The organism is Halotolerantifilum yawarlongkerapense (genome assembly GCF_054506745.1).
Genome location: NZ_CP199719.1, coordinates 1558513 through 1584488, shown reverse-complemented (window position 1 = coordinate 1584488; position 25976 = coordinate 1558513). Strand labels below are relative to the sequence as shown.

The 25976-nt window shown below is 56.8% G+C and carries 32 protein-coding genes; 28 read left to right on the top strand and 4 right to left on the bottom strand.

Going from position 1 to position 25976, the window contains the following annotated elements:
- The first annotated feature begins 13 nt into the window (after positions 1 to 13).
- Genes ACULM0_RS07710 through ACULM0_RS07695 form a run of 4 tightly spaced genes read left to right on the top strand, consistent with a single transcriptional unit; the run spans position 14 to position 4381 of the window.
- Entirely contained in the window at positions 14 to 631 is a 618-nt protein-coding gene (locus tag ACULM0_RS07710; protein ID WP_463676969.1) for a V-type ATP synthase subunit E, read from the top strand.
- The gene (locus ACULM0_RS07705) at positions 631 to 2406 is read left to right on the top strand and encodes a V-type ATP synthase subunit A (protein WP_463676968.1); all 1776 of its coding nucleotides are present in this window, start codon (positions 631 to 633) and stop codon (positions 2404 to 2406) included. The genes ACULM0_RS07710 and ACULM0_RS07705 overlap by 1 nt, the downstream gene beginning before the upstream one ends.
- On the top strand, positions 2403 to 3776 hold the full coding sequence (locus ACULM0_RS07700; protein ID WP_463676967.1) for a V-type ATP synthase subunit B: 1374 nt from the start codon (positions 2403 to 2405) through the stop codon (positions 3774 to 3776). Before ACULM0_RS07705 ends, ACULM0_RS07700 begins: the two co-directional genes overlap by 4 nt.
- A complete protein-coding gene (locus ACULM0_RS07695) occupies positions 3773 to 4381 on the top strand; it encodes a V-type ATP synthase subunit D (RefSeq protein WP_463676966.1) in 609 nt (202 codons plus the stop codon). Before ACULM0_RS07700 ends, ACULM0_RS07695 begins: the two co-directional genes overlap by 4 nt.
- Positions 4382 to 4433: 52 nt before the next feature.
- On the opposite strand, the gene ACULM0_RS07690 is transcribed toward ACULM0_RS07695, so the two are convergent.
- Complete coding sequence (locus ACULM0_RS07690) at positions 4434 to 4916, bottom strand: GNAT family N-acetyltransferase (protein WP_463679869.1); 483 nt, start codon at positions 4914 to 4916, stop codon at positions 4434 to 4436.
- A 226-nt stretch (positions 4917 to 5142) separates the two neighbouring features.
- Between ACULM0_RS07690 and kal the strand changes: the two genes are divergently transcribed.
- Positions 5143 to 5526 carry a 3-aminobutyryl-CoA ammonia lyase gene (kal, locus tag ACULM0_RS07685; RefSeq protein ID WP_463676965.1) on the top strand — a complete coding sequence of 128 codons (384 nt, stop codon included), beginning with the start codon at positions 5143 to 5145 and terminating at the stop codon, positions 5524 to 5526.
- A gap of 3 nt (positions 5527 to 5529) precedes the next feature.
- Positions 5530 to 6345 carry a 3-keto-5-aminohexanoate cleavage enzyme gene (gene kce, locus ACULM0_RS07680; protein WP_463676964.1) on the top strand — a complete coding sequence of 272 codons (816 nt, stop codon included), beginning with the start codon at positions 5530 to 5532 and terminating at the stop codon, positions 6343 to 6345.
- A 65-nt stretch (positions 6346 to 6410) separates the two neighbouring features.
- Here kce and ACULM0_RS07675 read toward each other — a convergent pair whose 3' ends face one another.
- Positions 6411 to 8222 (bottom strand): stalk domain-containing protein, encoded by a 1812-nt coding sequence (locus tag ACULM0_RS07675; protein ID WP_463676963.1) that lies wholly within the window; start codon positions 8220 to 8222, stop codon positions 6411 to 6413.
- 295 nt (positions 8223 to 8517) lie between these two features.
- Here ACULM0_RS07675 and rpmE point away from each other — a divergent pair, with 295 nt between their 5' ends.
- From rpmE to upp, 9 genes are all read left to right on the top strand, one after another.
- On the top strand, positions 8518 to 8715 hold the full coding sequence (gene rpmE / locus ACULM0_RS07670; RefSeq protein WP_463676962.1) for a 50S ribosomal protein L31: 198 nt from the start codon (positions 8518 to 8520) through the stop codon (positions 8713 to 8715).
- A 63-nt stretch (positions 8716 to 8778) separates the two neighbouring features.
- Positions 8779 to 9375, top strand: coding sequence for a thymidine kinase (locus tag ACULM0_RS07665; protein ID WP_463676961.1), 597 nt, complete (start codon positions 8779 to 8781; stop codon positions 9373 to 9375).
- A gap of 5 nt (positions 9376 to 9380) precedes the next feature.
- Positions 9381 to 10307: a DUF1385 domain-containing protein gene (locus tag ACULM0_RS07660; RefSeq protein ID WP_463676960.1), complete on the top strand. Its 927-nt coding sequence runs from the start codon at positions 9381 to 9383 to the stop codon at positions 10305 to 10307.
- Positions 10301 to 11146, top strand: a complete 846-nt coding sequence (gene prmC / locus ACULM0_RS07655; protein ID WP_463676959.1) for a peptide chain release factor N(5)-glutamine methyltransferase — start codon at positions 10301 to 10303, stop codon at positions 11144 to 11146. The genes ACULM0_RS07660 and prmC overlap by 7 nt, the downstream gene beginning before the upstream one ends.
- 6 nt (positions 11147 to 11152) lie before the next feature.
- Positions 11153 to 12223, top strand: a complete 1071-nt coding sequence (gene prfA, locus ACULM0_RS07650; RefSeq protein WP_463679832.1) for a peptide chain release factor 1 — start codon at positions 11153 to 11155, stop codon at positions 12221 to 12223.
- Between the two features lie 181 nt (positions 12224 to 12404).
- Positions 12405 to 13565, top strand: coding sequence for a cation:proton antiporter (locus tag ACULM0_RS07645; protein ID WP_463679831.1), 1161 nt, complete (start codon positions 12405 to 12407; stop codon positions 13563 to 13565).
- A gap of 61 nt (positions 13566 to 13626) precedes the next feature.
- Entirely contained in the window at positions 13627 to 14643 is a 1017-nt protein-coding gene (locus ACULM0_RS07640; RefSeq protein ID WP_463679830.1) for an L-threonylcarbamoyladenylate synthase, read from the top strand.
- A gap of 83 nt (positions 14644 to 14726) precedes the next feature.
- On the top strand, positions 14727 to 15176 hold the full coding sequence (gene rpiB, locus ACULM0_RS07635) for a ribose 5-phosphate isomerase B (protein WP_463679829.1): 450 nt from the start codon (positions 14727 to 14729) through the stop codon (positions 15174 to 15176).
- Positions 15177 to 15195: 19 nt separating this feature from the next.
- Positions 15196 to 15825: a uracil phosphoribosyltransferase gene (gene upp, locus ACULM0_RS07630; protein ID WP_463679828.1), complete on the top strand. Its 630-nt coding sequence runs from the start codon at positions 15196 to 15198 to the stop codon at positions 15823 to 15825.
- Positions 15826 to 15873: 48 nt separating this feature from the next.
- On the opposite strand, the gene ACULM0_RS07625 is transcribed toward upp, so the two are convergent.
- Positions 15874 to 16353, bottom strand: coding sequence for a hypothetical protein (locus ACULM0_RS07625; protein WP_463679827.1), 480 nt, complete (start codon positions 16351 to 16353; stop codon positions 15874 to 15876).
- Between the two features lie 10 nt (positions 16354 to 16363).
- Positions 16364 to 17662, bottom strand: coding sequence for an ArsB/NhaD family transporter (locus ACULM0_RS07620; protein WP_463679868.1), 1299 nt, complete (start codon positions 17660 to 17662; stop codon positions 16364 to 16366).
- 104 nt (positions 17663 to 17766) lie between these two features.
- Here ACULM0_RS07620 and ACULM0_RS07615 point away from each other — a divergent pair, with 104 nt between their 5' ends.
- The 13 genes from ACULM0_RS07615 to atpH all read left to right on the top strand — a co-directional run bounded on the left by ACULM0_RS07615 (position 17767) and on the right by atpH (position 25963).
- On the top strand, positions 17767 to 18252 hold the full coding sequence (locus ACULM0_RS07615) for a deoxycytidylate deaminase (RefSeq protein WP_463679826.1): 486 nt from the start codon (positions 17767 to 17769) through the stop codon (positions 18250 to 18252).
- A gap of 136 nt (positions 18253 to 18388) precedes the next feature.
- Positions 18389 to 19447, top strand: coding sequence for an MraY family glycosyltransferase (locus ACULM0_RS07610; protein ID WP_463679825.1), 1059 nt, complete (start codon positions 18389 to 18391; stop codon positions 19445 to 19447).
- On the top strand, positions 19431 to 20537 hold the full coding sequence (gene wecB, locus ACULM0_RS07605) for a non-hydrolyzing UDP-N-acetylglucosamine 2-epimerase (RefSeq protein WP_463679824.1): 1107 nt from the start codon (positions 19431 to 19433) through the stop codon (positions 20535 to 20537). Before ACULM0_RS07610 ends, wecB begins: the two co-directional genes overlap by 17 nt.
- A 3-nt stretch (positions 20538 to 20540) precedes the next feature.
- Positions 20541 to 21056 (top strand): GNAT family N-acetyltransferase, encoded by a 516-nt coding sequence (locus tag ACULM0_RS07600; protein ID WP_463679823.1) that lies wholly within the window; start codon positions 20541 to 20543, stop codon positions 21054 to 21056.
- A gap of 62 nt (positions 21057 to 21118) precedes the next feature.
- Complete coding sequence (atoD, locus tag ACULM0_RS07595; RefSeq protein WP_463679822.1) at positions 21119 to 21781, top strand: acetate CoA-transferase subunit alpha; 663 nt, start codon at positions 21119 to 21121, stop codon at positions 21779 to 21781.
- Entirely contained in the window at positions 21774 to 22433 is a 660-nt protein-coding gene (locus ACULM0_RS07590) for a 3-oxoacid CoA-transferase subunit B (protein ID WP_463679821.1), read from the top strand. The genes atoD and ACULM0_RS07590 overlap by 8 nt, the downstream gene beginning before the upstream one ends.
- A gap of 236 nt (positions 22434 to 22669) precedes the next feature.
- Entirely contained in the window at positions 22670 to 22900 is a 231-nt protein-coding gene (locus ACULM0_RS07585) for an AtpZ/AtpI family protein (protein ID WP_463679820.1), read from the top strand.
- A gap of 7 nt (positions 22901 to 22907) precedes the next feature.
- On the top strand, positions 22908 to 23318 hold the full coding sequence (locus tag ACULM0_RS07580) for an ATP synthase subunit I (RefSeq protein ID WP_463679867.1): 411 nt from the start codon (positions 22908 to 22910) through the stop codon (positions 23316 to 23318).
- The gene (atpB, locus tag ACULM0_RS07575; RefSeq protein ID WP_463679819.1) at positions 23318 to 24022 is read left to right on the top strand and encodes a F0F1 ATP synthase subunit A; all 705 of its coding nucleotides are present in this window, start codon (positions 23318 to 23320) and stop codon (positions 24020 to 24022) included. The genes ACULM0_RS07580 and atpB overlap by 1 nt, the downstream gene beginning before the upstream one ends.
- 22 nt (positions 24023 to 24044) lie before the next feature.
- Complete coding sequence (gene atpE, locus ACULM0_RS07570; protein ID WP_463679818.1) at positions 24045 to 24596, top strand: ATP synthase F0 subunit C; 552 nt, start codon at positions 24045 to 24047, stop codon at positions 24594 to 24596.
- Positions 24597 to 24614: 18 nt separating this feature from the next.
- Entirely contained in the window at positions 24615 to 24881 is a 267-nt protein-coding gene (atpE, locus tag ACULM0_RS07565; RefSeq protein ID WP_463679817.1) for an ATP synthase F0 subunit C, read from the top strand.
- An 18-nt stretch (positions 24882 to 24899) separates the two neighbouring features.
- On the top strand, positions 24900 to 25433 hold the full coding sequence (atpF, locus tag ACULM0_RS07560; protein WP_463679816.1) for a F0F1 ATP synthase subunit B: 534 nt from the start codon (positions 24900 to 24902) through the stop codon (positions 25431 to 25433).
- On the top strand, positions 25421 to 25963 hold the full coding sequence (gene atpH / locus ACULM0_RS07555; protein ID WP_463679815.1) for an ATP synthase F1 subunit delta: 543 nt from the start codon (positions 25421 to 25423) through the stop codon (positions 25961 to 25963). The genes atpF and atpH overlap by 13 nt, the downstream gene beginning before the upstream one ends.
- The last annotated feature ends 13 nt before the right edge of the window (positions 25964 to 25976 follow it).

Genomic DNA, 25976 nt, shown 5'->3' with positions numbered 1-25976 from the left:
GGAGGACCCTTTCATGAGGTATCAAGCGAAACTAAAATTATTTGAAAAAATGGTCCTCGGTGAAGTGGGCGCCCGTGTTGACGAAGAGAAGCGTAAGATCGACGCACAGTACGAGTCGCTCCTCAAAGAGCGTCGCGAAGAGCTGAAAACGCGGGAGGAAGTCGGCGTCAAGGAAGAACGACGATCGCTCGAACGTCAGAAGCGAAGGGCGCTCTCGGAAGCCAGTCGCGATGCCAAGGGTGAGATCCTGGAGGCCAGGGAAGCGGCGATCGATGCGACGATCGAGGCCCTGATCGACCGAATGGATACCTTCTGCGCGGGCGACCACTACAAAGCGTTTTTGACACAACGGATCGATGAGGCCTTGGATTACGCCATCGGTTGGCCCGGCCTCAAGATCACCCTGGTTCCGCGCGATGAGCACCTCGAGTCAGAACTGCAAACACGGATCGAGAAAAAGGGCAGGGCCGTCGACCTTCTATTCGATGGCGAAGGCTTCACCGGCGGCTTCGTCGTAACTTCTGAAGAGGAGGACGTTCGGATCGATGCCACGCTCGAAACCTACATCGAAGAGCACAGAGAAGAAATCGGACGACGCGTGATCCGAACGCTCGAAGGAGGGGAAGGGTAATGTCAGGACGTGTGGAAAAGATCAACGGGCCGGTCATTGAGGCCAGTGGAATGACACCCTTCGCCATGCGCGAGATGGTGACCATCGGCCAGAAGAAGCTCATCGGGGAAGTGATCCGCCTGTCCGGTGACCACGGCACACTCCAGGTGTACGAAGAAACCGAGGGCCTAACCGTGGGAGCCGCGGTGGAGGGAACGGGAAAACCCCTGTCGGTCACCCTGGGTCCAGGTCTCGTGGGTGGATTTTTCGATGGCATCCAGCGGCCGCTCTCGCAGATCGCCGAGCAGGCCGGGGCCTTCATCCCCGAGGGGGTTGGCCTTGCCACCATTGACCTGGAGAAGGCCTGGTCCGTGGAGATCACCGTGAAAGTAGGGGAGTCCCTTCAAGCGGGAGACCTGTACGCGACGATCGAGGAAACACCCCTGATTCGCCACCGCCTGTTGGTTCCCTTTGGAATCTCGGGAGAGGTGATCCGGTGTGAGGCGCAGGGAGAACATTCGCTCACGACGGCGCTGGTCACGCTCCAATCTGAAGATGGTCAGGAGATCGACCTGCTGGGTTACCAGGAGTGGCCCGTCCGGGATCCCCGGCCGATCGAGAGACGATTGGGTCTCGCCGCTCCCCTGATCACGGGACAACGGGTTATCGATGTCTTCTTTCCTCTGGCCAAGGGGGGGACGGCGGCAATTCCCGGTGGTTTCGGCACCGGCAAGACCATGACCCAGCACCAGCTGGCCAAGTGGTCCGATGCGGATCTGATCGTCTACGTGGGGTGCGGGGAGCGCGGCAACGAGATGACCGATGTGCTCGAGGCCTTCCCTCAGCTGGAGGATCCCAGGTCGGGTCGTCCCATGATGGAGCGAACGATCCTGATCGCCAACACCTCCAATATGCCCGTGGCGGCCCGGGAGGCCTCGCTCTACACGGGTATCACCCTGGCGGAGTACTACCGCGATATGGGCTACCACGTGGCTCTGATGGCCGATTCCACCTCACGCTGGGCCGAGGCCCTGAGGGAAATTTCCGGTCGATTGGAAGAGATGCCGGCCGAGGAAGGATACCCCGCTTATCTCGCCTCCAGACTGGCCGCTTTCTACGAACGAGCCGGTCGCGTGCGCACGCTCTCCGGCGAGGAGGCTTCGGTCACACTGATCGGGGCCGTGTCACCGGCCGGCGGCGACTTCTCTGAACCTGTGACAGAAAACACCAAGCGTTTTATCGGGACATTCTTTGCCCTCGACAGAGAACTGGCCTACGCCCGCCACTATCCGGCCATCAACTGGCTCGATAGCTACAGCGGGTACGTGACCCAGCTCGAGCAGTGGTATCGAGACCACGTGAGCGATGACTACCCCGACCTCAGGCAGCGGATCATGGCACTGCTCAAAGAGGAGAGCGAGCTTTCGGATATCGTGCAACTGGTGGGTGAGGATGTGCTCCCCGATGACCAACGCCTGACCCTTTCCTTGGCCCAGATCGTTCGGGTGGGCTTTCTGCAGCAGAATGCATTTCACGACCAGGACACTTACGTTCCCCTGGCCAAGCAGATTCTCATGCTCGAGGTGATCGCCCACCTGGTGGATCGCTCGCGCGAGGCAGTCGCGGCCGGCATCCCCTACTCTAGAGCCGTAGACGAAGACCTGTTCGCCCAGATCACCCGGATGAAATATAAGGTGCCAAACGATGACCTGGCTGCGATCGGACACATCGACCGACACATTGATGAAGTCTACGACCGGCTGATGACAACCTACGGAAAGGAGGGCTCCTCGTGAAGAGAGAATTTTTAACCATCGATCGAATCGACGGACCCCTCGTCATGCTCTCCGGTATCCAGGGGGCGTTTTTCGGAGAACTCATCGAGATCGAGCTGGCGAGCGGGGAGAAGCGGCTGGCCAAGATTATTTCGCTCGATGGGGAGGCCATTGTGGCCCAAGTCTTCGAAGGAACCTCCGGACTATCGGCCAAGGGAGCCACGGTGCGCTTGACGGGAAAACCCTTGACCCTCTCGCTCTCGGAGGAGATGCTCGGCCGAGTGTTCGATGGCCTGGGTCGACCCATCGACGGTAGCGGGACGCTTTACGGAGAAAAGGAGGCCGATGTGAACGGTCGTCCGATGAATCCCGTCTCCCGCCTGTACCCGAGAAACTACATCCACACTGGGATCAGTGCCATCGACTTGATGATGACCCTCATTCGGGGGCAGAAGCTACCGATCTTTTCGGGTAGTGGGCTTCCCCACAACCAATTGGCAGCCCAGATCGTGCGCCAGGCCGATATCGCCGGTGAAGATACGCCCTTCGCCGTGGTCTTTGCCGCCATCGGCGTGAAGCACGATGAATCCCTGTTTTTCACGGAGGCCTTCGAGGAATCGGGCGTTATCGACCGCGTGGTGATGTTCCTCAACCGCGCAGACGATCCGATCGTGGAGCGCGTGAGCACGCCCCGCGTGGCGCTGACAGCAGCGGAGCACCTGGCCTTCGACAAGGGCTACCACGTGCTCGTGGTCATGAGCGACCTCACCGCCTACTGCGAGGCCCTTCGGGAAGTGGCCTCGGCCCGGGAGGAGGTACCCTCGAGAAAGGGATACCCCGGTTATCTCTACTCGGACCTGGCCTCTCTCTATGAGCGGGCGGGGATGCTGAAGGATCGCCCCGGCAGCATCACCTTTCTACCGATCCTGACCATGCCGGGAGACGATATCACCCATCCCATTCCGGACCTCACAGGTTACATCACCGAGGGTCAGATCGTGCTCTCCCGCGGACTCCACCAGCGGGGGATCTACCCTCCCGTGGACGTACTCCCCTCCTTATCCCGGTTGATGAAAGACGGGATCGGAGAAGGTTACACCCGGGAGGACCATCCCGACCTGTCCAATCAGCTCTTTGCCCTTTATGCCAAGGTGCAGCGGATCCGGGGTCTGGCCCAGATTGTGGGCGAGGCGGATCTCTCCGATATGGACCGGGCCCACATGGACTTCGGTCGGCGGTTCGAAGCGGAGCTACTCGGACAAGACCAGGATGAGGCCCGGACCATGGAGGAGACGTTGGAGATCGGCTGGCGACTCGTGGAAGAGATGCCGATCGCCAGTCTCGATCGCCTGAGCGATGAGCGGCTCGAGGAAAGGGGGATCACACCGTGAGGGACCAAGTGACGGCCACTCGCGCGAATCTGATGAAGACGGAAAATGCCCTGTCCTTTTCGAAACAGGGCTACTCCCTTCTCGATAAGAAACGCAATGTGCTGATCCGTGAGCTCATGGGGATGATGGAGCGAGCGGAAGCCATCGGTGGAAAAATCGATGAAAAACGCTCGCAAGCCTATGAAGCCCTACGCGTGGCCAACATCACCTTGGGTTCGGCCGCCGTATCGGAGATGGCTATGACGATACCCGTGGAACCCTCCTATACCCTTCTCACACGATCGATCATGGGCGTGGAGATTCCCCGGCTCGATTACCAGACAGAGCAAGTGCCGGCCACCTATGGATTCTTTCGTACCAACGCTGCCCTGGATGATGCCGTGCGAGATTTTCACGACCTCAGGTACTTGCTCTACGAATTGGCGGAGGTAGAGGAGACGATCTACCGCTTGGCCGAGGCAATCAAGAGTACACAAAAGAGAGCGAATGCCTTGGATCGGATCCGAATCCCTGAGCTACAGAAGAGGACGAAATCCATGACGGAGACCCTGGAGGAAAGGGAACGCGAAGATTTTTTCCGGTTAAAACGCATCAAGGGACGCTGAGCTTCTTTCGCTCTGCGTCCCTTGTTCATTTTGTTCAGCGGATGATGCGGGATCAACTGAGGTCGGCCACCTGGAGGGAGACGGTTTTTTTACCGTCCGCCACAGACTGCCTGCCGACCTCGCCAAAGCCGAAGGCTTCGTGGAAGGCCAGGGAGGCAGGGTTGGGTGGCAGGAGATCGATCTCGGCGGCCACGCGGGGGACCCCGGCCGTTCTCGCGCGGTCGAAGACCCTTTCGTAGAGCCGACGTCCGTATCCGGCACCCCGCTGCCGAGTGGCAACCACGATCCGGTCCACATAAAGGAAATGGTCGTAGTTGTCGGAGAACCACCGGTAGTTGACGCTGTCGTAGGTTTGTCCTTCGCGCAGGGCGAGGATGAAGGCTTCCACCCGTCCGGCCTCTTCGATGACTGCGAAGAGGTCGGCTTCGGCAGCCAAGCGCTCGAGTTTTTCTCGCGTGAGCGGGGAAAGGACGTGGACGGATGCTTCGTTCAGGGCCAGGATCCTTTCGTAATCGCCGGCCGTCGCTGTTCTCATGTGCAAGGGGCATTCTCCTCCTTTTTTATCGTGTTGAGTCCATGTTAACACGACCGGAGGGGAGGAGGGGGAAAATTTTCGTTAAACAAATCACATAAGCTGAAGGTACAGCTTTTTCAAGGCTTGTGAGCCGAAAAGTCGCTTAAGTCCCTTGATGCAAAACCGGGACCTTGTGGTATACTAGAGGCGTCACAACTCAACTACCTTTACAGAGGGAGGAATGAAAATGAATGAAGTGATGATCCGCATGCGGATGAGCATGCACGACGCTCACTACGGGGGCAACCTCGTGGATGGCGCCAAGATGCTTCAGCTTTTCGGCGATGTGGCCACGGAACTCTTGATCCGCCAGGATGGGGACGAGGGACTTTTCGCAGGCTACGACAAGGTGGAATTCACCGCACCGGTGTACGCAGGGGACTACATTGAAGCTGTAGGTCGTATCACCAAGGTGGGTAACTCCAGTCGCAAGATGAGCTTTGAAGCGCGCAAGGTGATCGTACCGAGACCGGATATTTCCGACTCGGCCTGCGATGTGCTCGAGGAACCGGTTGTCGTCTGTCGCGCCGAGGGAACCTGTGTGGTACCCAAGGACAAGCAGAGGGGATAGATCATGGAAAAACTGATCATCACCGCGGCGATTACCGGTGCAGAAGTGACGCGAGACGTGCAACCCAACCTCGCGATCACGCCCGATGAAATCGCCGCCGATGCCAAAGCTTGCTATGAGGCCGGTGCCAGCATCATTCACGTGCACGCCCGCAATGAAGACGGTTCGCCGACCCAAGGTTACGATGTCTACAAGGCGATCAAGGAAAAAATCGAGGCCCTGTGCCCCGTGATCGTTCAACCCTCCACCGGCGGGGCCACCTGGCACTCTCCGGAGGAGCGTCTGCAGCCCGTTGAGCTCAAGCCCGAGATGGCCACCCTCAGTTGCGGGACCGTGAATTTCGGGGACGATGTCTTCATGAACTCACCGGAGTACATCGAGGTTTTCGCCAAGAAGATGAAGGAAAATGGTGTGAAACCCGAGATGGAGGTTTTCGAGCGCGGTATGATCGAGACGGCGAAAGGTCTCGTGAAAAAAGGTCTCGTGGATGCACCGCTGCACTTTGACTTTGTGCTCGGGGTACCCGGCGCTTGTCCTGGAGAACTCGATGATCTTATGCAGATGATCCGCGTGATTCCCGAGGGATCCACCTGGACGGTGGCCGGTGTGGGACGCTATGAACTGCCCCTGGCTGTTCACGGCATCCTGCTGGGCGGACACGTGCGCGTCGGTTTCGAGGACAATGTCTACTATAAAAAGGGCGAGAAGGCCACGTCCAATGCGCAGCTCGTCGCCAGGATCAAGCGTTTGGCCGAGGAACTCGGTCGCGAGGTGGCAACACCCGATGAAGCCCGCGAGATCTTAGGTCTGAAAAGATAGCCACAAAAATGAAAAAAGCTGTCCTCCCGAGGGAAGACAGCTTTTCTTTATGGGCAATTCGGGGATTAATGGGTTAAGATTTCCAGCCTGTCGTAGGTATAGTAGGCCAGGTAGACGTTGAAGTAGTTGGCCTCGGTCACGTCGTCGTTTTCGCGCACGGCGCGCACGAGATCGGAATAGACCCAGCGGTCGTTGATCTTGATCTGCGTCAGGTAATGTCGGTCGGTTCCCTCTTCGGTGTCGGTCAAGAGGGCCACGATCCGAGATTCGATATCCACAGAACGCAACATGGCCACGTAGATTTGATTGACCGTGAGTTCATCCGCCCGGCCTTCTCTGAAGGCACCCAGGGTAGAGGCATCAGAGGCGGGATCAATCTCCAAACGGTTCAGGAGCAGATCGTATAGGCGTTTTCCCTTGGCATACTCCGTCGTGAGATTGACCGTGGCCACCTTGGCGGCTCCCTTGATCTCGGCGTTGGCCGAGGGAACGGATTCCGTCGGGATCAGATAAGGTGAGACGTCTGCATTGAGATTCACCACGGAAAATCGGAGGTAGTAGTCTTCTGCTGGGATCACCCGCTCCTCCACGATGGTGGGGGGTGTCACGGGAAGGATCGCCTCTTCCACGGGATCGATGGCCGCGTCCGTGGTGGTGTTCACTTCGATGACCACTTCGGGAATCACCGCATCCTGCGTGGGCACCCGGTAGACAAGCACATTATGCTTGCCCAGACCGAAGGGGGTATGGAGGGTGCCCTTGAAATGATCCTCACGAATCGGGATCATAAAACGGACTTCCCGGTTGTTTTTGGTTACCTCAACACCAATGCGTTCGACCTCATGGTCATCCGCGAGCGTTCCCTCGAGGGTCAGGCTACCCTGCACCTCCATGTTCGAGTGCGCGGGCGTTTCCAGTGTCACCCCATCCTCAAAGAAGGGGAGGTACTCGACGTAATGTTCCTCCTCGCGGTTTAACGTGAGCTTCGTGATGTGCAGGGTCTCGGCCAGGGTATCGAACAGATCGATCGCATAGGTCGCGTCGGCGTTCTCGCCGTAAGTGGCCTCGAATACGTAGCCATACTCGTCGGAGGTGATCAGGTAGACGACCTTGTAGGTGCGGTCGCTCCCATCGCCGACGGTAAAAGTCATCCGTCGCGCCTGTGTTTCCTGCAAGGTGCGACCGGTCAGACCCGTCGCACGGGCTGATTCGCCGAGTTTCACGAGGTAATCCCGCTGCAAGCGCATGGCGATCTGGTCGAGATCACCCATGGAAGAGGTCCTCTCAAAGCGCGAGAGCTCGATCTGCATGGGATTGGGGTTGGTCACATCGACCAGGAGATTCTTCTCCACCAGGTCCCAACCCGGGGGAACCGAAAGGTTGACCCCCAGGTCGTCGAGGTAGTACTTCTTGAGAAAGTAATTGTTGTAGAGGTTGTAGGCCACGCTGTTGTCACGGCGTGTCAAGCGGACGATGCCATCCTCCGGGGCCCAGGAGACGGAGAGGTCGAAAGTCTCTGCGATGAAGCGGGCGGGGACCATGGTCGTACCCTCGGTAATGTAGGGGGCCGCGACCAGTCGGGAGGCGGTACCGTTCTTATAGGCCGTCTGGCTGCCGATCTGCAACTTGATAAACATGTTGTCCTTGTAGCCGAGCACCTGTTGGGTCTCTGGGATCCAGACCACCCGTGAATCGAGGGCTTCGAAAAAGGCCCGCATGGGGACCATAGGTTGTCCTTCGACCACCTGGGGTGCCGGATCAAAGGCCAGGGTCTGCCCATCGAGAACAATCTCGATGATGGCAGGATCCTCGGCGAAAGCGGCTGTTCCAAGCAGGAGGCAGAGGAGTCCTATGAGGAATATGTTTTTTCTGAGCATCTAATCACCTTTGCTTTTCTTGCGTAGAGCCGGTCGTTTCTGATAAAATAGAAGGAGAGGGATCGGTCCCTCGGTTCTTCCGGCGATTTACACCTTCAATATACCACAAAGAAATGACCTCGCATCGTTCTCTAAAAGGAATGTAGCGGAATCTTAATCTCGCTGTAACAAAGTTCCAAACAAAGCGGGACTTGTCATGGGCGGGGTGCCTGTGGTACAATATTAAGGCTTGACAAAGGACCGGTAAGCGGTATATATTAAATAGAGAATTTTGAAAGGAAAGAGGTGAAGAACCATGAAAAACGGTATTCATCCGGAATACAAGCAAGTAGAGGTAGCCTGCGCCTGTGGGAACCATTTCGTAACGAAGTCGACGAAAGATGAGATCAGAGTAGAAATTTGCTCAGAGTGTCATCCATTTTTCACCGGCAACCAGAAGCAAGTCGAGCGTGGTGGACGCGCCGAGAAATTCAGAGAAAAATACGGTCTCTAGTAGTTCACGGGTTAGGATGCTTCCTAACCCTTTTTATTATGGTAGAAGGGGTGTGGATTCGGTTTGGCGAAACTCTATTTTCGGTATGGTGCTATGAACAGCGGGAAATCGACGGCGTTGATGCAAGTCGCCCACAACTATGCCGAGCGTGAGATGGATGCAGTGATCTTGAAACCTAAAACGGATACCAAGGGCGGGGAAACGGTGGTGAGCCGACTGGGCGTTGCACGCAAGGTCGATTTGGTGATCGAGCCGGGAGATGATCTTTTCGCGAGACTCTCGGACCGTGTGGAGACAGACGGCCCCCTGCATTGTGTATTGGTGGATGAGGCCCAGTTTCTCCGAAGGGACCATGTCGACCAATTGTTTAAAGTCGCCGTGCTCCTCGATGTTCCCGTGATCTGTTACGGACTTCGGACGGATTTTAAAATGAACGGGTTCGAGGGAAGCCAACGCTTGCTTCTGATCGCCCACGCGATCGAAGAGCTCAAGACAATCTGCCGTTGCGGTCGCAAGGCCGTGCTGAACGGGAGAAAGATCGGCGGTCAGTTTGTCTTCGAAGGCGACCAGGTCGCCATCGATGGCAAGAATGCCGTCACCTACGAATCCCTTTGTGCCACCTGTTACTACGAGTATCAGCATCGAAAAAAGAAAGTGTGATCGATATGGCCAAACAATATTGTCAAGTGGGTGGACAGGCCCTCATCGAGGGCGTGATGATGCGAGGTCGTCAGACCACGGTGATCGCCGTCCGCAAACCCGATGGGACCATTGCCCTGCGCGAGGAACCGGCAGCCGCCCTTTTCTCGGGGAAATTCTTCAAGCTTCCCTTTATACGGGGGATCTTCGCCCTGATCAGCTCCATGGTCATCGGGGTCAAGGCGCTGATGTACTCGGCGGAGTTCTACGAGGATGAACCGGGCTACGAACCTTCGAAATTCGACAAGTGGATCATGGACCGATTTGGAGATCGCGCCAACGATATTATCGCCGCCATTTCTATGGTGACGGCGCTGGTGATGGCCATCCTCTTCTTCGCCGTGCTCCCCACGATTCTCATCAATTTCCTGCGCGGTGTCGTTTCGAGACCCATCTACCTCAGCGGCCTCGAGGGACTGCTCAAAATATTGCTCTTCGTGGGTTACATCCTGCTGATCCGTCGGATGAAAGAGATCAAACGGGTCTTCATGTACCACGGAGCCGAGCACAAGTCCATCCACTGTCTGGAATCCGGCGGTCCGCTGGACGTGCAAAACGCCAGGACCTTTACCACGCTGCACCCGCGGTGCGGCACGAGTTTCCTGCTCATCGTAATGGTCCTGAGCATCCTGATCTTCTCCTTCGTCACCTGGTCTTCTGTTGGAAACCGGGTTCTGATGAAGCTTCTCTTGATGCCAGTGGTCGCGTCACTGGCCTTTGAGATGATCCGACTCGCCGGAAAGAGCGATGCCGCGCTCGTGCGTCTGATCAGTTACCCCGGTCTGATGTTGCAAAAACTCACGACGGCAGAACCTGACGATGACCAGCTCGAGGTGGCCCTCGCCGCGCTGCAGGGAGTAATCGAGAAAGAAGGTACCGAGACCGTATGCTGATCCGCGACCTGTATGAGGAGACGCTCCGTCGTCTCGCTCATCTGGAGGATCCGAGAATGGAGGCGCGCTATCTGCTCGCCCACTTTCTCGCCTGTTCGCTGGGGGAAGTGATCCTCCGGATGAACGATCCCGTGGGAGGGAACACCGACGACTACTTCGACAAGGTCGAGGACCGGGCCGAGCGTGTGCCCATGGCTTTGATTCTCGGGGAGAAAGAATTTTACGGTCGCGTGTTCCGCGTGACCCCGGGGGTATTGATCCCCAGGGACGACACAGAGCGGTTGATGGAAGCGGTTCTTCAAGAAGTCGGAGAAGCGCCCTGTCGGTTTTTAGAGATCGGTGTGGGCAGCGGGATCCTATCGATCACCCTGCTCGCCGAGTCGCCCGCTTCTACGGGGGTGGCCCTGGATATATCGAAAGCGGCCCTAGCCCTTGCCAATACCAATGCCGAGCGATTGGCTGTAAAGGATCGGCTGACGCTTCTTCAGAGCGATCTGTACGATGCTTTGAAAACGGAGCGCTTCGACCTGATCCTCTCCAATCCGCCTTATATCCCGGAGAGCGATCGACCGAAGCTCATGCTCGAGGTGATCGCCCACGATCCCCACGAGGCACTCTTCGCAGGAGCCGATGGTCTCGATCTCTACAGGCGCCTGGTGAGTGGCGCCCCCGATCATCTGGTGGAAAATGGACTGCTCGCACTAGAGATCGGACACGACCAGGCGGAAGATGTGATGGCACTGATGCGCACAGCGGGCTTTGAGGTCCATGGGCCCCTGCGTGACTATGGTGGACACGATCGCGTCCTCATCGGACGCTACTCTTCAAAAAAGAGGTGAAGAAATATGTTTGATAAATTAGAATTTATTGTAGAAAAGTACGATGAGCTCAGTCGAAAAATTTCTGATCCCGATATCATTGCGGATCAGACGGTTTGGCAGAAGCTCGTGAAAGAACACGCGGAGATCAAACCCATTGTGGAGAAATACCGCGCCTATAAAGAACTGATGAAGGGCATCAACGAGGCCAAGGACGTGATCGCCACATCCGACGATGCGGAGTTCGTGGAGATGGCCAAGATGGAGCTCGAGGATCTCGAGGGCCAGGTGGAGGATCTGCAGTTTGAGCTGAAGAAGCTCCTGATCCCCAAGGATCCCAACGACGAGAAGAACGTTATCGTGGAGATCCGCGCCGGTGCCGGTGGCGACGAGGCCGGCCTCTTCGCCGCTGAACTCCTGAGACTCTACATGCGCTACGCGGAGCGTCGCGGCTGGAAGGTCGAGATGATGAACACACATGAAAGCGGTGTGGGCGGCATCAAGGAAGCGGCCATGATGATCAAAGGTAAGGGTGCCTACTCGCGTCTGAAGTACGAGTCTGGCACCCACCGCGTCCAGCGCGTACCCCAGACAGAGTCCGGCGGTCGGATCCACACATCGACGGCCACTGTGGCGGTGTTACCTGAAGTGGAAGATGTGGAGATCGAGATCAATCAGAACGACCTGCGTATCGATGTGTTCCGTTCCTCCGGTAACGGTGGCCAGTCCGTCAACACGACGGACTCAGCGGTTCGCATCACGCACGAACCCTCTGGGCTCGTGGTCAGTTGTCAGGACGGCAAGAGCCAGCTCTCGAACAAAGAGAAGGCCATGCGCGTGCTGAAGGCAAGACTCTACGAGAGGGAGCTGGAGAAACAGAACAAGGAGATCTCCGAGCAGCGGAAGAACCAGGTGGGTACGGGCGATCGAAGCGCCAAGATCCGCACCTACAACTTCCCCCAGGGACGCATCACCGATCACCGCATTCCCGTGACGATCTACAAGATCGACAGCTTTATGGACGGGGAGATCGACGAGATGCTGGACACGATGATCACCCACGACCAAACGGAAGCATTGAAAGATCTGGACGCCTAAGGCGTCCTTTTTTCTTGCGCTATAGAATTTTTGAATGAGGCGCTTTGAAGTCATAGAAAAACTCATTCTACAGGAAACGTTTTCCCCAAAAGGTCCAGCCTCTGCACCCTTGTCAGTTGCCCGAAGGGGGCGTATACTGGGTCCTGTGATTATCCGCAATAATAAAGGAGATGCATCGAATATGGGGGAACATCTTTACGATCTACTGGACCTGGGGGTCATCCTGCTCGCTGCCGGGGCCGGAGGGGCCTTGGCCAAGAAATGCAATCAACCGGCGGTTCTCGGTCAAATTATCGCCGGGATTGTCCTCGGTATGGGGATGATCGAGAAAACAGAGCTCATCGCATCGATCGGCGAGATCGGTGTCATCTTTTTACTCTTCATAGCGGGTCTGGAGACCGACGTGGAGGAGCTAAAGGCCTCGGGGAAATCCTCCAGCCTGATCGCCCTCGGCGGCGTCCTGGTGCCTGCCCTGTTGGTATTTTCCGCCACCTACATGCTTTTGAAGGATCCGGTTCCCGCGGCCTTCCTGGCCCTGGTATCCACGGCCACCAGCGTGGGAATCTCCGTGCAGACCCTGCGGGAGATTGGAAAGATGCGCACGCGCGAGGGACTCGGGATCCTGGGGGCCGCGATCATCGACGATGTGGTGGGGATACTGCTGCTCACCCTCTTCATCGGGGCGCTCGTGCCCCAGGCCGATAGCTCCATGCTCCTTGTGGTGGGGAAAATCGTGGCCTTCTTTCTCGTCGTGGGTCTAGTGGGCTACGGACTCCGCCGCTTGGTCGATTACCTGGGTGAACACGTGACCTTTGACGACCGCATCGTCACCATGGCCCTCGTCACCTGCTTTTTCTTTGCTTTCTTGAGCGAAGAACTCGGGGTGGCCGCCATCACAGGAGCCTATTTCACGGGTGTGATCTTTTCCATGACGCCCCACCGCCACCGCGTCTCCCACGAGATCGACCGGTTGGCCAGTCTCTTTTTCGTCCCGGTCTTCTTTGTCTCCATCGGGATGGGCGTCAACCTGACGGCGGCCCTGTCGGCCCTCGGTGTGGGATCGCTGCTCATCCTCTTCGGTATGCTGGGCAAGGTCCTGGGATGCTATGGTGGCGCCCGTCTCAGTGGTTTCGACGGGAGAAGCGCATTGCAGATCGGCGTCGGTATGGTCCCGCGTGCGGAGGTAGCGATCATCATCACCAACCTCGGCGTACGCATGGGTTTTCTCACCGAACACCACTTGGCAGGTGTCCTTTTGATGGTGGTCACCACCACCCTCGTGACGCCCGCCCTGCTCAAGATGACCTTTGCTGTCCCACGTCCTGTGGCCCACCACGCATGAGCCCTTTGTACAGGGGCTCTTTTTTTTATATAATGAACTGGAAAAGAAGGTGATGGTATTGATGACAAAATGGATAGACGGGCTAGACCACCAGGGCATCGAGGCGGCGGCCGCCGCTTTGGCCGCCGGAGAACTCGTGGCCTTTCCCACGGAGACGGTCTACGGCCTCGGGGCCAACGCCCTTTCGGACGAGGCGGTGGCCGGAATCTTTCGGGCCAAGGGTCGTCCGTCGGACAACCCACTGATCGTGCACATCGGCGCAGTTGATCAGGTGCTTCGGCTGGTCAAAACGGTAGACGTCCGTGCCAAGCAGCTCATGGAGGCCTTTTGGCCGGGTCCGCTCACCCTGGTCTTCGAAAAAGCTTCCGCCGTTCCCGAGGTAGTAACAGCGGGGCTTTCCACCGTGGGGATCCGTATGCCCTCCCACCCGGTGGCCCTAGAGCTGCTCAGGAGCGCAGGTGTGCCCGTGGCGGCGCCCAGCGCTAATTTATCGGGCAAACCCAGCCCCACGGACGCGGCTCACGTGATGGCCGATCTCAAGGGCAAGGTAGCCTACGTGGTGGACGGTGGTCCCTGTGATGTGGGACTGGAGTCCACGGTGCTCGACCTCACGGAAAAGATCCCGACAATCCTCCGGCCAGGTGGTGTGACGATGGAAGCCATCGCCCGCGTGATCGGGGAGGTGCGTCTGGATCCGGGACTCTCCGGAGAGGAGCGCCCGAAATCCCCGGGAATGAAGTACAGGCATTATGCCCCCGAGGGCCGGGTGATCCTGTACAGCGGAAACAGGGAAGCGGTCAGCGCCGACATGCAGGTGGAACTGGCCTCTGCAAAGACAGGGGGCCTCAGCGTGGGCCTCGTCTTGAGGGCGGCCGTCCCCTTTGCTGAGCATGCCGATCGCCTGTACCTCTTGCCCGAAGCAGCGGATGCCCAGCGCGAGCTCTTCCGCATCCTGCGTGCCATGGATGACGACGGTATAGATCTGATCCTGATCGAGGGCTATCCTTGGGATGATGCCGGACTGGCCGTCATGAACCGACTCGCCAAGGCCGCGGCAGAACATCGCCAATTCGAGTGAGACAGCGCTTGATTTGTACCGGTCAAGTCTCTATAATAGATAGGAGTGTAACGGAACAAAGAAGCGAAGGAGCGTGAAATGGGATGAGAATAGCCATCGGATCAGATCACGGTGGGATCCACCTGAAAGCCGATATCGTGACCTATTTAGAAGAGCTGGGCCACGAGGTCCAGGATCACGGGACACACGATGCCACCTCTTGCGATTACCCCGATTACGGGGAAAAGGTCGGCGTGGCCGTGGCCTCGGGAGAGAGTGAGCTCGGGATCTTGATCTGCGGAACGGGACTCGGGATCAGCATGGCGGCCAACAAGGTCAAGGGCGTCATCGCCGCGGTCTGCAGCGATACCTTTAGCGCCGAGATGGCCCGGGCGCACAACAACGCCAATATCCTGGCCTTCGGCGAGCGCGTGGTGGGTCCGGGGCTCGCGAGGAAACTCGTGAAGACTTTCCTGGAGACGTCCTTCGAAGGCGGACGCCACGAGCGACGCGTGGGTAAGATCAAGGCCATCGAAGACAAATACATGAAGTAGAGAAAAAGCGAGGTTCGAAATGGGAAAAGTTTATGAAATGGATCACCCCCTGATCCAGCACAAGTTGACGCTGATCAGAGATGAGAGCACGGGCGCCAAGGAATTCAGAGAGCTGGTGAGAGAGGTATCGATGCTCCTCGCTTACGAGGTCACGCGCGATCTACCCCTGGAGGAAGTTGACGTGAAGACACCGGTCACGACGGCCAAGGCCAAAGTCATCGCCGGCAGAAAGCTGGCCATCGTGCCGATCCTGCGCGCGGGTCTCGGTATGGTGGATGGTTTCCTTTCACTGCTTCCGGCGGCGAAGGTGGGGCACATCGGTCTCTACAGAGATCCCGAGACGCTCGAACCAGTGGAGTACTACTGCAAGCTTCCGAGCGATGTGAAGGAGCGGGAGCTCATCGTGGTTGACCCCATGCTGGCCACGGGCGGAAGTGCTAATGCAGCCATCGATTTCATCAAGGAGCGCGGCGCCGAGCAGATCAAGCTGGTTTGCCTCATCGCGTGCCCGGAGGGAATCGAGGCTGTGACCAAAGCCCACCCTGACGTGGATATCTACGTGGCGGGAATCGATGAGAAGCTGAACGATCACGCGTACATCGTCCCGGGACTGGGCGATGCGGGCGACCGACTTTTCGGCACCAAGTAAAAGGCAACGTAAAAAAGGGAAGAGGGCGACCTCTTCCCTTTTTGTAGGCTAAAGATTGTCGGGGTCTTTTTCGAAAAAGAGCCGCTGGGAGCTTCCCTTTACCTGGTCAATCTCCGCTTCGATCTCGCGGATCTTGTCCATGATGATCTTGGTCTCGATAGAAGGGACATTGTAGTAGAGGAAGAGATCTTCAAAGCGATGCGCTACCTCTAGGAGCGCCTTGTTGATCGTGAGGAAGGCATCGATATTCTTACTCCGCTTGGCGGTTTTGAACTGCTCCACGTCGATCCGGATGATCTCCACCATATCCGCTTGGTCGTCAAAGGTCTTCACCGGTAGCGGGTAGGGCTTGATCCGCTCGAGGAAGTACTGTCCTTTTCTATTGATGTTGTAGGCGTACTCGATGAGAAAGCCATCGAGGTCAAACTGAACAAAACAAAGCTTCGAGTGGACCTGGTCAATCTTGGCCCCCAGCTGGATGAGTCGCATTTCGTGTTGACTGGCCTCTGCATTGATAAATTTCTGCATGGTGGACCTCCTATAGATAGAAAAGGATGAGGTAACCGGTGGATAGGATGATGGAGAGCAGCATCAGGGGAAAGGCGAAGCGAAAATAATGACCAAAGGTCAGGGCGTAGCCATTTTTCCGGGCCATGCCGCTGACGATCACGTTGGCCGAAGCCCCTATGAGCGTCCCGTTACCACCCAGGCATGCACCGAGGGCCAGCGCCCACCAAAGCGGCGTGAGGTTGGCAAAACCCAGGACACCCATGCTCTTGATCAAGGGGATCATCGTGGCCACGAAGGGGATGTTATCGAGGAAGGCCGAGGCGATGGCGGAGAGCCAGAGGATAAGCAGCACGGTGGCAAAGAGGTTACCGCTGGTTAAGGTTAGGATTTTCTCGGCCAGGAGGTCGATGAGACCCACGGCCTCCAGGCCGCCTACGAGGACAAAGAGCCCGAAAAAGAAAAACAGAGTGGTCCACTCGACTTCAAGCAGGACCTCTTCTACATCGACACTACTGATCAACAGGAGGACGAAGGCCCCCAGCAGTGCCACGGTGGCGGATTCGTAGTGGAAGAGCTGGTGGAACATAAAATCGAGGAGCGTGAAAGTCAGGACGATCAGGGATTTTTTCAACAAAAGGGGATCCGTGATGGTCTTTGACTCATCGAAGGTCAAGATGGCCTTCTTGTGTTCGCCGCTCGCCGCCAGGTCCTTACGGTAGAGAAAGAGAATGATGCCCAGGGTCACCGCGAAGATCAAGAGGATGATCGGCGCGAGATTGATGATAAAATCCAAAAAGCCCAGGGAGGTGGCCCCGGCGATCATGATGTTGGGCGGGTCGCCGATCATGGTGGCGGCACCACCGATGTTGGCCGCGAGGGTTTCGGTGATCAAAAAGGGCAGGGGGTTGATCGTCAGCTGCTCCGTGATGACCAGGGTGATGGGGACGATAAACAGAATGGTCGTCACGTTGTCTAGAAAGGCGCTGGCCACCGCGGTGATCAGGGCAAAGGACAGCAGGATACGCCAGGGTTCGCCACCCGACTTCTTCGTGGCCACGATGGCGATATACTGGAAGACGCCCGTTCGCTTCAAGATGCTCACGAGGATCATCATCCCTAGGAGCAAACCGATGGTATTGAAGTCGATGGTCGACACAGCCTCGGTCTGACTCAAGATGTGAAAGAGAATCATTAAGAGCGCACCGAAAATTGCGATGACAGCGCGATTGACTTTTTCTGATATAATGAGGACGTAAGTTGCGATGAATATGACGAGGGAAAGAGCGATGGAACTGGTGAACATGTTGGTCATCTCCTTTTTGACTATAGCACCATCGTCTATCTTACGCTTATGAGCAAAGACGTCAAGATGTATGTGAAATCTGAATGCAAGGTAAAGGACTATTTAAAAAATTGATGGGAGGTTGGACGATGAGACGGGACAAGACCAACTATTATCTGGACATCGCTGAGACGGTGCTGAAGCGGGGAACATGCCTACGGCGCAACTTCGGGGCCATCCTCGTGATGAACGATGAAATCATCGCGACGGGGTACACGGGAGCCCCCCGGCACCGCAAGAACTGCCTGGACCTGGGTTTTTGCGTACGGCAGGAGCACCGGGTACCCCGGGGAGAACGGTACGAGTTGTGCCGTAGCGTGCATGCCGAGGCCAATGCCATTATCTCGGCGGCCCGCAAGGACATGATCGGTTCGACTCTCTACCTCGTGGGGCGCGAGAGGGAGACGGAAATCTACGTGGAGAATGCCAACAGTTGCGCCATGTGCAAACGCCTGATCATCAACGCCGGCATCGAAAGGGTGATCATCCGCAACGACAGCGACCACTACCGGACCATCGAGGTCTGCGACTGGATTTACGACGATGAGTCCCTCGATCATAAGTTCGGTTATTAAGGATTATTTTTGTATGACAACTAGGACGGACGCGTTGCCTTTCACAGGTTGCTGATGTAAACTAGCTAGTGATGAGATGGCATTTTTGAGTATCAACCGACCATAGATTGTATTGATTAGAGAAGGAGATCAGATTATGTGGCCGTATTTGCTGGCACCCTTGATGGCTTTCGCCATGAGCTTCGGACTCACACCGGTGGCGATCCGAGCCGCCCATTACTTCGGCGTGGTCGACGTGCCGAAGGACGAGAGAAAAGTACATAAAGAGCCGATTCCACTCATGGGTGGGCTGGCGATTTTCCTGGCCTTCGCCCTGGTCGTGATGCTATTCAGACCGCTACCGGAGATGAAGCTCTACGGCTTGATGCTGGCCAGTCTCTTGATCGTGAGCATGGGACTGCTCGACGACAAGTTCGATCTGCCCGCCAAGGGTAAGCTGGCGGTTCAGGTTGTCGCTGCGCTGATCTTGTACCGGTTCGGCTTCCAGATCACCTTCCTGACGGACTTTTTCCAAGATCAGATGCAGGGGATCGTTTATCTCGAACAGTGGGTGAGCCTGCCGCTCACGCTCCTCTGGATCGTAGGGATCACAAATACCGTGAACTTGATCGATGGCCTCGATGGGCTTGCCGCCGGTGTGGCCGTGATCGCGGCCGTCACCCTGAGCTACGTGGCCTTCATCAGCGGCCGTTACGAAATCATGCTCCTGACGTTGATCCTGACCGGTGCCACACTGGGTTTTCTACCCTATAACTTCAATCCCGCCAAAATTTTCATGGGCGATACCGGGGCCTATCTCCTGGGACTCGTGCTGGCCGCGGCCAGCATCGAGGGCGCACTGAAGAGCGCGACTTTCATCGCTTTCATCATTCCGATCCTGGCCCTGGGTCTGCCGATTTTCGACACGGCCTTCGCCATCGTCCGCAGATTCGTCCAGGGAAAAGGGATCATGGAGGCGGACAAAGGGCACCTGCACCACCGCCTGCTCCATTTCGGGCTCGACCACAAGCGCGTCGTCCTGACGCTTTACCTCTTGTCCAGCCTATTGGGAATCAGTGCGATCCAGCTCATGATGAAGAGTTACACGGCCATGACGGTCCTGCTTCTCCTGGCGGCGCTGATCGTCATCATTCCGCTGACACGCATGGAAACGAACCAAGCTGAGATAGGAGGACTTGATGAAGAAGGTCATTAGCATCTTCGGGACGCGACCGGAGGCAATCAAGATGGCACCGGTGGTACGGGCGCTGGAGGCCCACCCGGCCGTGGAGAGTCGCGTGATCGTCACGGCCCAGCACCGCGAGATGCTCGACCAAGTGCTGTCGCTCTTTCACATCACACCGGATCATGATCTCGACATCATGAAGGCAGGGCAGACCCTCGACGAGATCACCTCACGGGTGCTCACGGGCCTGACACCCCTCCTCAAGGAAGAACAACCGGATATGATTTTGGTCCACGGCGATACCACCACCACATTTTCGGCGGGTCTCGCCGCTTTTTATTTGGGTATTCCCGTGGGTCACGTGGAGGCGGGGCTACGCAGCCACGACCTCTGGCGTCCCTTCCCCGAGGAGGCCAACCGCAGTCTGACGGGACGCTTGGCCAGCCTGCACTTTGCCCCGACCGAGGGGAACGTCGCCAATCTCTTGGCCGAGAACATCCCGGTCGAATGGATTCACAAGACGGGAAACACGGTGATCGACGCCCTGCTCTCCGTCGTGAAGGAGGACTACCGCTTCGACAGGGAGGAGCTGGACCGCATTCCCTTCGACGAAAAACGGGTCGTCCTCCTCACTTCTCACCGGAGGGAAAATCTGGGCGAGCCCATGCACGCGATCTTCAGGGCCGTGCGTCGGCTCGTGGAGGAGCTGGAGGATGTGGCCGTGGTCTTTCCCATGCACCTGAACCCCAAGGTGCGGGAAACTGCCCGTGAACACCTGTCGGACCACCCGGATATCCACCTGGTGGAACCCCTGGATTACGCACCCTTCGCCAACCTGATGGCGCGTTGTCACCTGGTGCTGACGGATTCCGGCGGTATCCAGGAAGAAGCGCCCGCCCTGGGCAAGCCCGTGCTCGTGCTCCGCACGGAGACCGAGCGGCCCGAAGCGGTAGATGCGGGGACGGTGCTGATGGCCGGTGTGGAAGAGGAGCGGATCTATCGCCTGGCGCACCGCCTGCTGACCGACGCGGCGGCCTACGCAGCCATGGCTTCCGCCGTCAACCCTTATGGCGACGGCCATGCAGCCGAGCGCATCGCTCGTTTGATCGGAGGTGAATAACCGATGGCTATGGACCAACTGACGCTCAGAAAACCCCGTTACGCCGATATCCCGGCCCTCCACGGGCTGTACAATGATCCGGAGGTCTCCGTGATCTACCCGCGGAAAAAACACACGATGGCCGTGCGCAAGTTGATCTCCGATGCCAAGAAAAACCACCGGGACCGGGGCTACGGTCTTTACGTGGTGGAACTATCGGGCGAGGGGGTCATCGGGGACTGCGGTCTGGTGATCCGGGAGATGAACGGCCGCGATTCTGTCGAGCTGATCTTTCACCTGCTACCCGCCCACCGTGGAAAGGGCTACGCCACGGAGAGCTGCCGCAGGGTGCTGAAGGTGGCCTTCGAGCAGAGCGACCTCTACCACGTCAACGCCGTGGTGAAAAAGGACAATACCGATTCGGAACAGGTGCTCGAACGACTGGGCTTCGAACGGCTCAACGAGATTCAATTTCTAGACCAACACTTTTACCTCTTCAGTCTGACAGAGGAGCAGTTTGAAGCGAAAAGTTCGTCATGATTTCTACGAACATCTGTGGTATGCTCTAATTGGGGAATTACAGAATCTTCAGGAGGTGTACTATGGAAAAATTACTTACAGTGGAGGAAGCCGCAGGGAAGATCAAAGATGGGATGTCCATCATGGTCGGCGGATTTCTCGGCGTCGGGACGCCGGAGGCGATCCTGGACGAGCTCGTGAAAACGGGCGTGAAAGACCTGACTCTCATCGCGAACGACACATCTTTTCCCGATCAGAACTACGGGCGACTCGTGGTGAACAAGCAGGTCAAGAAAGTGATCACCAGTCACATCGGTACGAACCCGGAAACGGGGCGCCAGATGAACGAGGGTGAGATCACCGTGGTCTTGACACCACAAGGGACGTTGGCGGAGCAAATTCGCGCCAAGGGCGCCGGACTCGGTGCCGTGGTGACGCCGACGGGTGTGGGGACCATTGTAGAGGAAGGCAAGGACCTGCTCACCGTAGACGGTCGTACCTTCATCGTAGAAAAGCCCCTGGGCGCCGATGTGGCGATCATCCGGGCGAGGAAAGCCGATAGAAAAGGGAACCTGGTCTACGACAAGGCGGCCCGCAATTTTAATCCCCTGATGGCCATGGCCGCCGATCTCGTGATCGTAGAGGCCGATGAAATCGTTGAAGTGGGTGCGCTCGATCCAGATACGGTCGTCACACCGCACATTTTCGTCCATCACATCGTTGAAAGGGGAGATCACCGTGGATAAGAAGGATATCAAGGCACTGATCGCCAAGCGCGTGGCCCAGGAGTTCATCGATGGCACGCTGGTGAATCTCGGGATCGGCCTTCCCACGCTGGTGGCCAACTACATTCCAGAAGGTGTAGAGGTGACCTTTCAATCGGAGAACGGCTTTATCGGGATGGGTCCCGCTCCTGCAGATGGTGTGCCCATAGAAAATCTGGTGAACGCCGGCGCACAACCGGTGACCGTTTTACCCGGCGCTGCCTTTTTTGACAGTGCCACGAGCTTTGCCATCATTCGCGGGGGGCATCTTGACTTTACGGTCCTCGGTGCCCTGCAGGTGGACGAACAGGGCAACCTCGCCAACTGGATGATCCCAGGGAAGAAAGTCCCGGGAATGGGTGGGGCCATGGACCTGGTGACGGGCGCACGGGAAGTGATCGTGGCCATGACCCACACGGCCAAGGGCGCACCGAAGATTATGAAGCGTTGCACCCTGCCGCTGACGGCGGCCGGTCAGGTGGATCTGATCGTCACGGAAATGGGCGTCATGAAGGTCACCGACGAGGGGCTTGTCCTCACGGAGATCAATCCGGAGTTCACCGTGGAAGAGGTGAAAGCCGCTACTGAAGCGGAGTTCAAGGTAGCCGATCCCCTGGTTCAAATGGTCTTGTAACTAAAAATTGATGCGAAGCTGTTCGCTATGCCGTATAATAGAGAGAGGGGCCTAAATATTCTCTCTCTTTCGAACGGTAGAACGACCGCTCGGAAGGTGTGTGAGAAAAGGAGTCATTTCTTCTTGTTCGCACGCCTTTTTTCGTTCCCACATAAGAAAAATTTTATGTCAAGGTTTTAACAAGATGAAGTGTTTTCTGGTATACTTGTCAGGAGAACGTGAGAAGGGGTGGCCCCGTGGCAAAGAAAGATGTCAAAATGTTGGAAAACTTGGCACTCCTGTCGCAGGTAGCCTTCATCATGATCACACCCATTTTCCTTTCGGTGCTCCTCGGCAGGTTTCTCGAGGATCGATTTGACACCGGCGGAATCCTGCTATTGCTCTCCATTCTGCTGGGGACTGGCGCTGCTTTTATGAACCTGTACAAACTGGCCATACATAAATCGAAGGAAGGGGAGGACAAGTGACGTGATCATGACACAACACTCACTCGACAGGATGAAACGCAAGATTCTGCGCTACCATCTGGGGTCCGCCCTCCTGCTCGGCGCCATAGGGCTGCTGCTCGGAGCCGGCACGCCTTTCTTACTGGGTCTGGTCTTCGGATCGACCATCGGGCTGCTTAATTTTTTCGAGCTGGCCAAGACCCTGGAGCGGGCGATCACCATGCCGCCGGGAAAAGCGCAGAACTACACGACCAGGAAGTATTTCTTCCGTTTCCTGCTCACGGGAATCGTGCTTTTTGTGGCGCTGAAGGCGCCCTATCTCAACGCACTTGGCACGGTGCTCGGTCTACTGCTCATTAAAGCTGTTATCTATCTCACCCAGCTTTTTAATGATAAAGAATACTTCAAGAAAATTATCAAGAGAAAGGAGGAGAATTAGTGGGCACAGAAGGATTTGGCCCCCGGGTTGTCTTCAATCTGCCCGGTGGAATTCCGGTGACGGAAACCGTCACGGTCACTTGGTTCATCATGGTCGTGCTCATCGCGGGCGCTTATCTCGTGACGCGCAACCTGCAACGGGTCCCCAAGGGGAAACAACTCGTGGCAGAGACGCTGGTCACGAGCATCAACGGCCTGGTCAAACAGACCATGGGACCCGACAAGATGAGCTTCGCAGCCTACATGGGTACGTTGCTTATTTTCTTGGCCATCGCGAACATCGCCGGACTCTTCGGCATTAGACCGCCGACGGCCGATGTGAACACCACGCTCAGTCTCGCCATCATGACCTTTATCATGACCCATGTCTTCGGAACGAAGTCAAAGGGACTCGGCAGTTACCTGAAAAGTTTCACCGAACCGATTCCGTTCCTCTTACCCCTGAATATCTTGGGTGAGCTCGCGAACCCGATCTCACTGGGTTTCCGTCTCTTCGGGAATATCGTGGGTGGTCTCATCATCATGAGCCTGCTCTACGGCATGCTCAGTGGCTTCACGGAAATGTTCCTCGGCATCGGTGTACCGATTCTGCAGATCGGTGTACCCGCGGTACTGCATGTTTATTTCGACCTGTTCGCGGGCCTACTGCAGTCGTTTATCTTCACGATGCTGACGATGGTCTTCGTGGCCATGGCAATGGACTAGAACGAATTGAGGTGAAAGAATCGTGTCAGGCAATTTTATCATGCAGTTCTTGGAATGGCTGCTGAGCTTCGACCGGACGGCCCTCATTCTAGCCGCCACCGCCATCGGTGTAGGACTGGCCATGATCGCGGGCATCGGCCCCGGTGTGGGCCAGGGCTATGCTGCCGGTAAAGGAGCGGAGGCTGTCGCCAGGAACCCGAAGAGCTCCAGACAATCCACGATGGTCATGCTCCTCGGAGCTGCCGTTGCAGAGACCTCGGGCATCTTGGCCCTTGTGGTCGCCCTGATCCTACTCTACGGTAACCCGCTGATCAATCTCGATGGTTCCGTGATCATTCTCACGGCCTCCGCCATTGGCGCGGGCTTCGCCATGATCGCCGGTATCGGCCCGGGCGTTGGCCAGGGCTATGCCGCGGGGAAAGGGACCGAAGCGGTCGGGAAAAGACCGAAACTACAATCGATGGTCGTGAGGACAATGCTCCTCGGTCAGGCCGTCGCTCAAACCACTGGGATCTACGCGCTGATCATCGCGCTCATCCTAATGTTCGCAAATCCCTTGTTACAGATGATTTAATTAAAGGAGGATTCTACGATGAATACTATTACGGGTCAAGAGTTAATTTTAGCAGCTTCAGCCATCGGTGCGGGTCTGGCCATGATCGCCGGTATCGGACCTGGTATCGGTCAGGGTTATGCCGCCGGTAAAGGTGCAGAAGGTGTAGGCCGTCAACCCGAAGCACAGGGTGATATCGTCAGAACGATGCTACTCGGTGCCGCTGTTGCCGAGACAACGGGTATCTACGGACTGATCATCGCACTCATCCTGCTCTTCGCCAACCCACTCCTCAACTACCTATAGAACGGGGGCTGAAGGCAGATGACTGTAAACGCAATCGCAGCACAGTTGAGACTGGGGCTCGTTGAGCCCAACTGGACTTTCGTCATGCAGATTGCTAATACCCTCATCCTGTACTTCTTCCTGAGAAAGCTCCTCTTCAAGCCCGTGACCGAGTTCATGGAGAAGCGCGAGAACGAGGTGGCTTCCAAGTACGAGGATCTCGAGAGAAAGAACGAAGAGGTTGTAAGGCTCAAGGAAGAGTACCAGGAGAAGATTAGCAAATCGGATGAAAAAGGTAAGGCCATTCTGCGCGATTACCGCGCGAAAGGCGAGACATTGACCGCCGAGATGAAGAAAGAGGCGGAGGAAGAAATCGCTGCTAAGAAAGCTATGGCAGAGAAGGATATCGAGAGAGAACAGAAGAAAGCCGTCAACGCCCTCAAAGATGATATTTCAACGATGGCCATGCTCGTGGCCTCCAAAGTGCTCGAGAAAGATATGTCCGCTGAGGACCACAAGGGCATTATCGATGATGTGATCGAGAAGGCAGGGGATCGGCAATGGCAGAACTAGTCTCCAAATTGTATTCCGGCGCACTCTTCGACGTGGCCCTAGAGGCCGACAAGCTCGGGGAAGTGGCCGAGGAACTCGACGCAGTCTGGTCGATCTTTGAAGAGCACCCTGATTTTCTAGAGCTCTACCGCACCCCCCGACTGAGCATCGACGAGCGCAAGGGCATTCTCGATGAACTCTTCGCGGGTAAGCTGTCCGCCTACACCTTGAATTTTCTCAAGGTCCTGCTGGACAAGCGACGCGCGTCGGACTTCGAGATGATCAGGCAGGCATTCATAAGGCGTGTCGACGAACACGAGGGACGCGTCACTGCCATCGTGGAAAGCACCGTCGCACTCGACGACGGACAACGTGAGAAACTCATCGAGACGCTGAAGGGAACCCTCGGCAAAGACGTAACGCTCGACAACCGCGTCAAGCCAGATCTCATCGGTGGACTCGTGATCCGCGTGGGCGACCAGGTGCTCGACGGTTCCGTCAAGCGTAAACTCTCTCAGATCCGAGAGTCCCTGGCGAAGACCATAGTATAGGTATAGGAGTGAT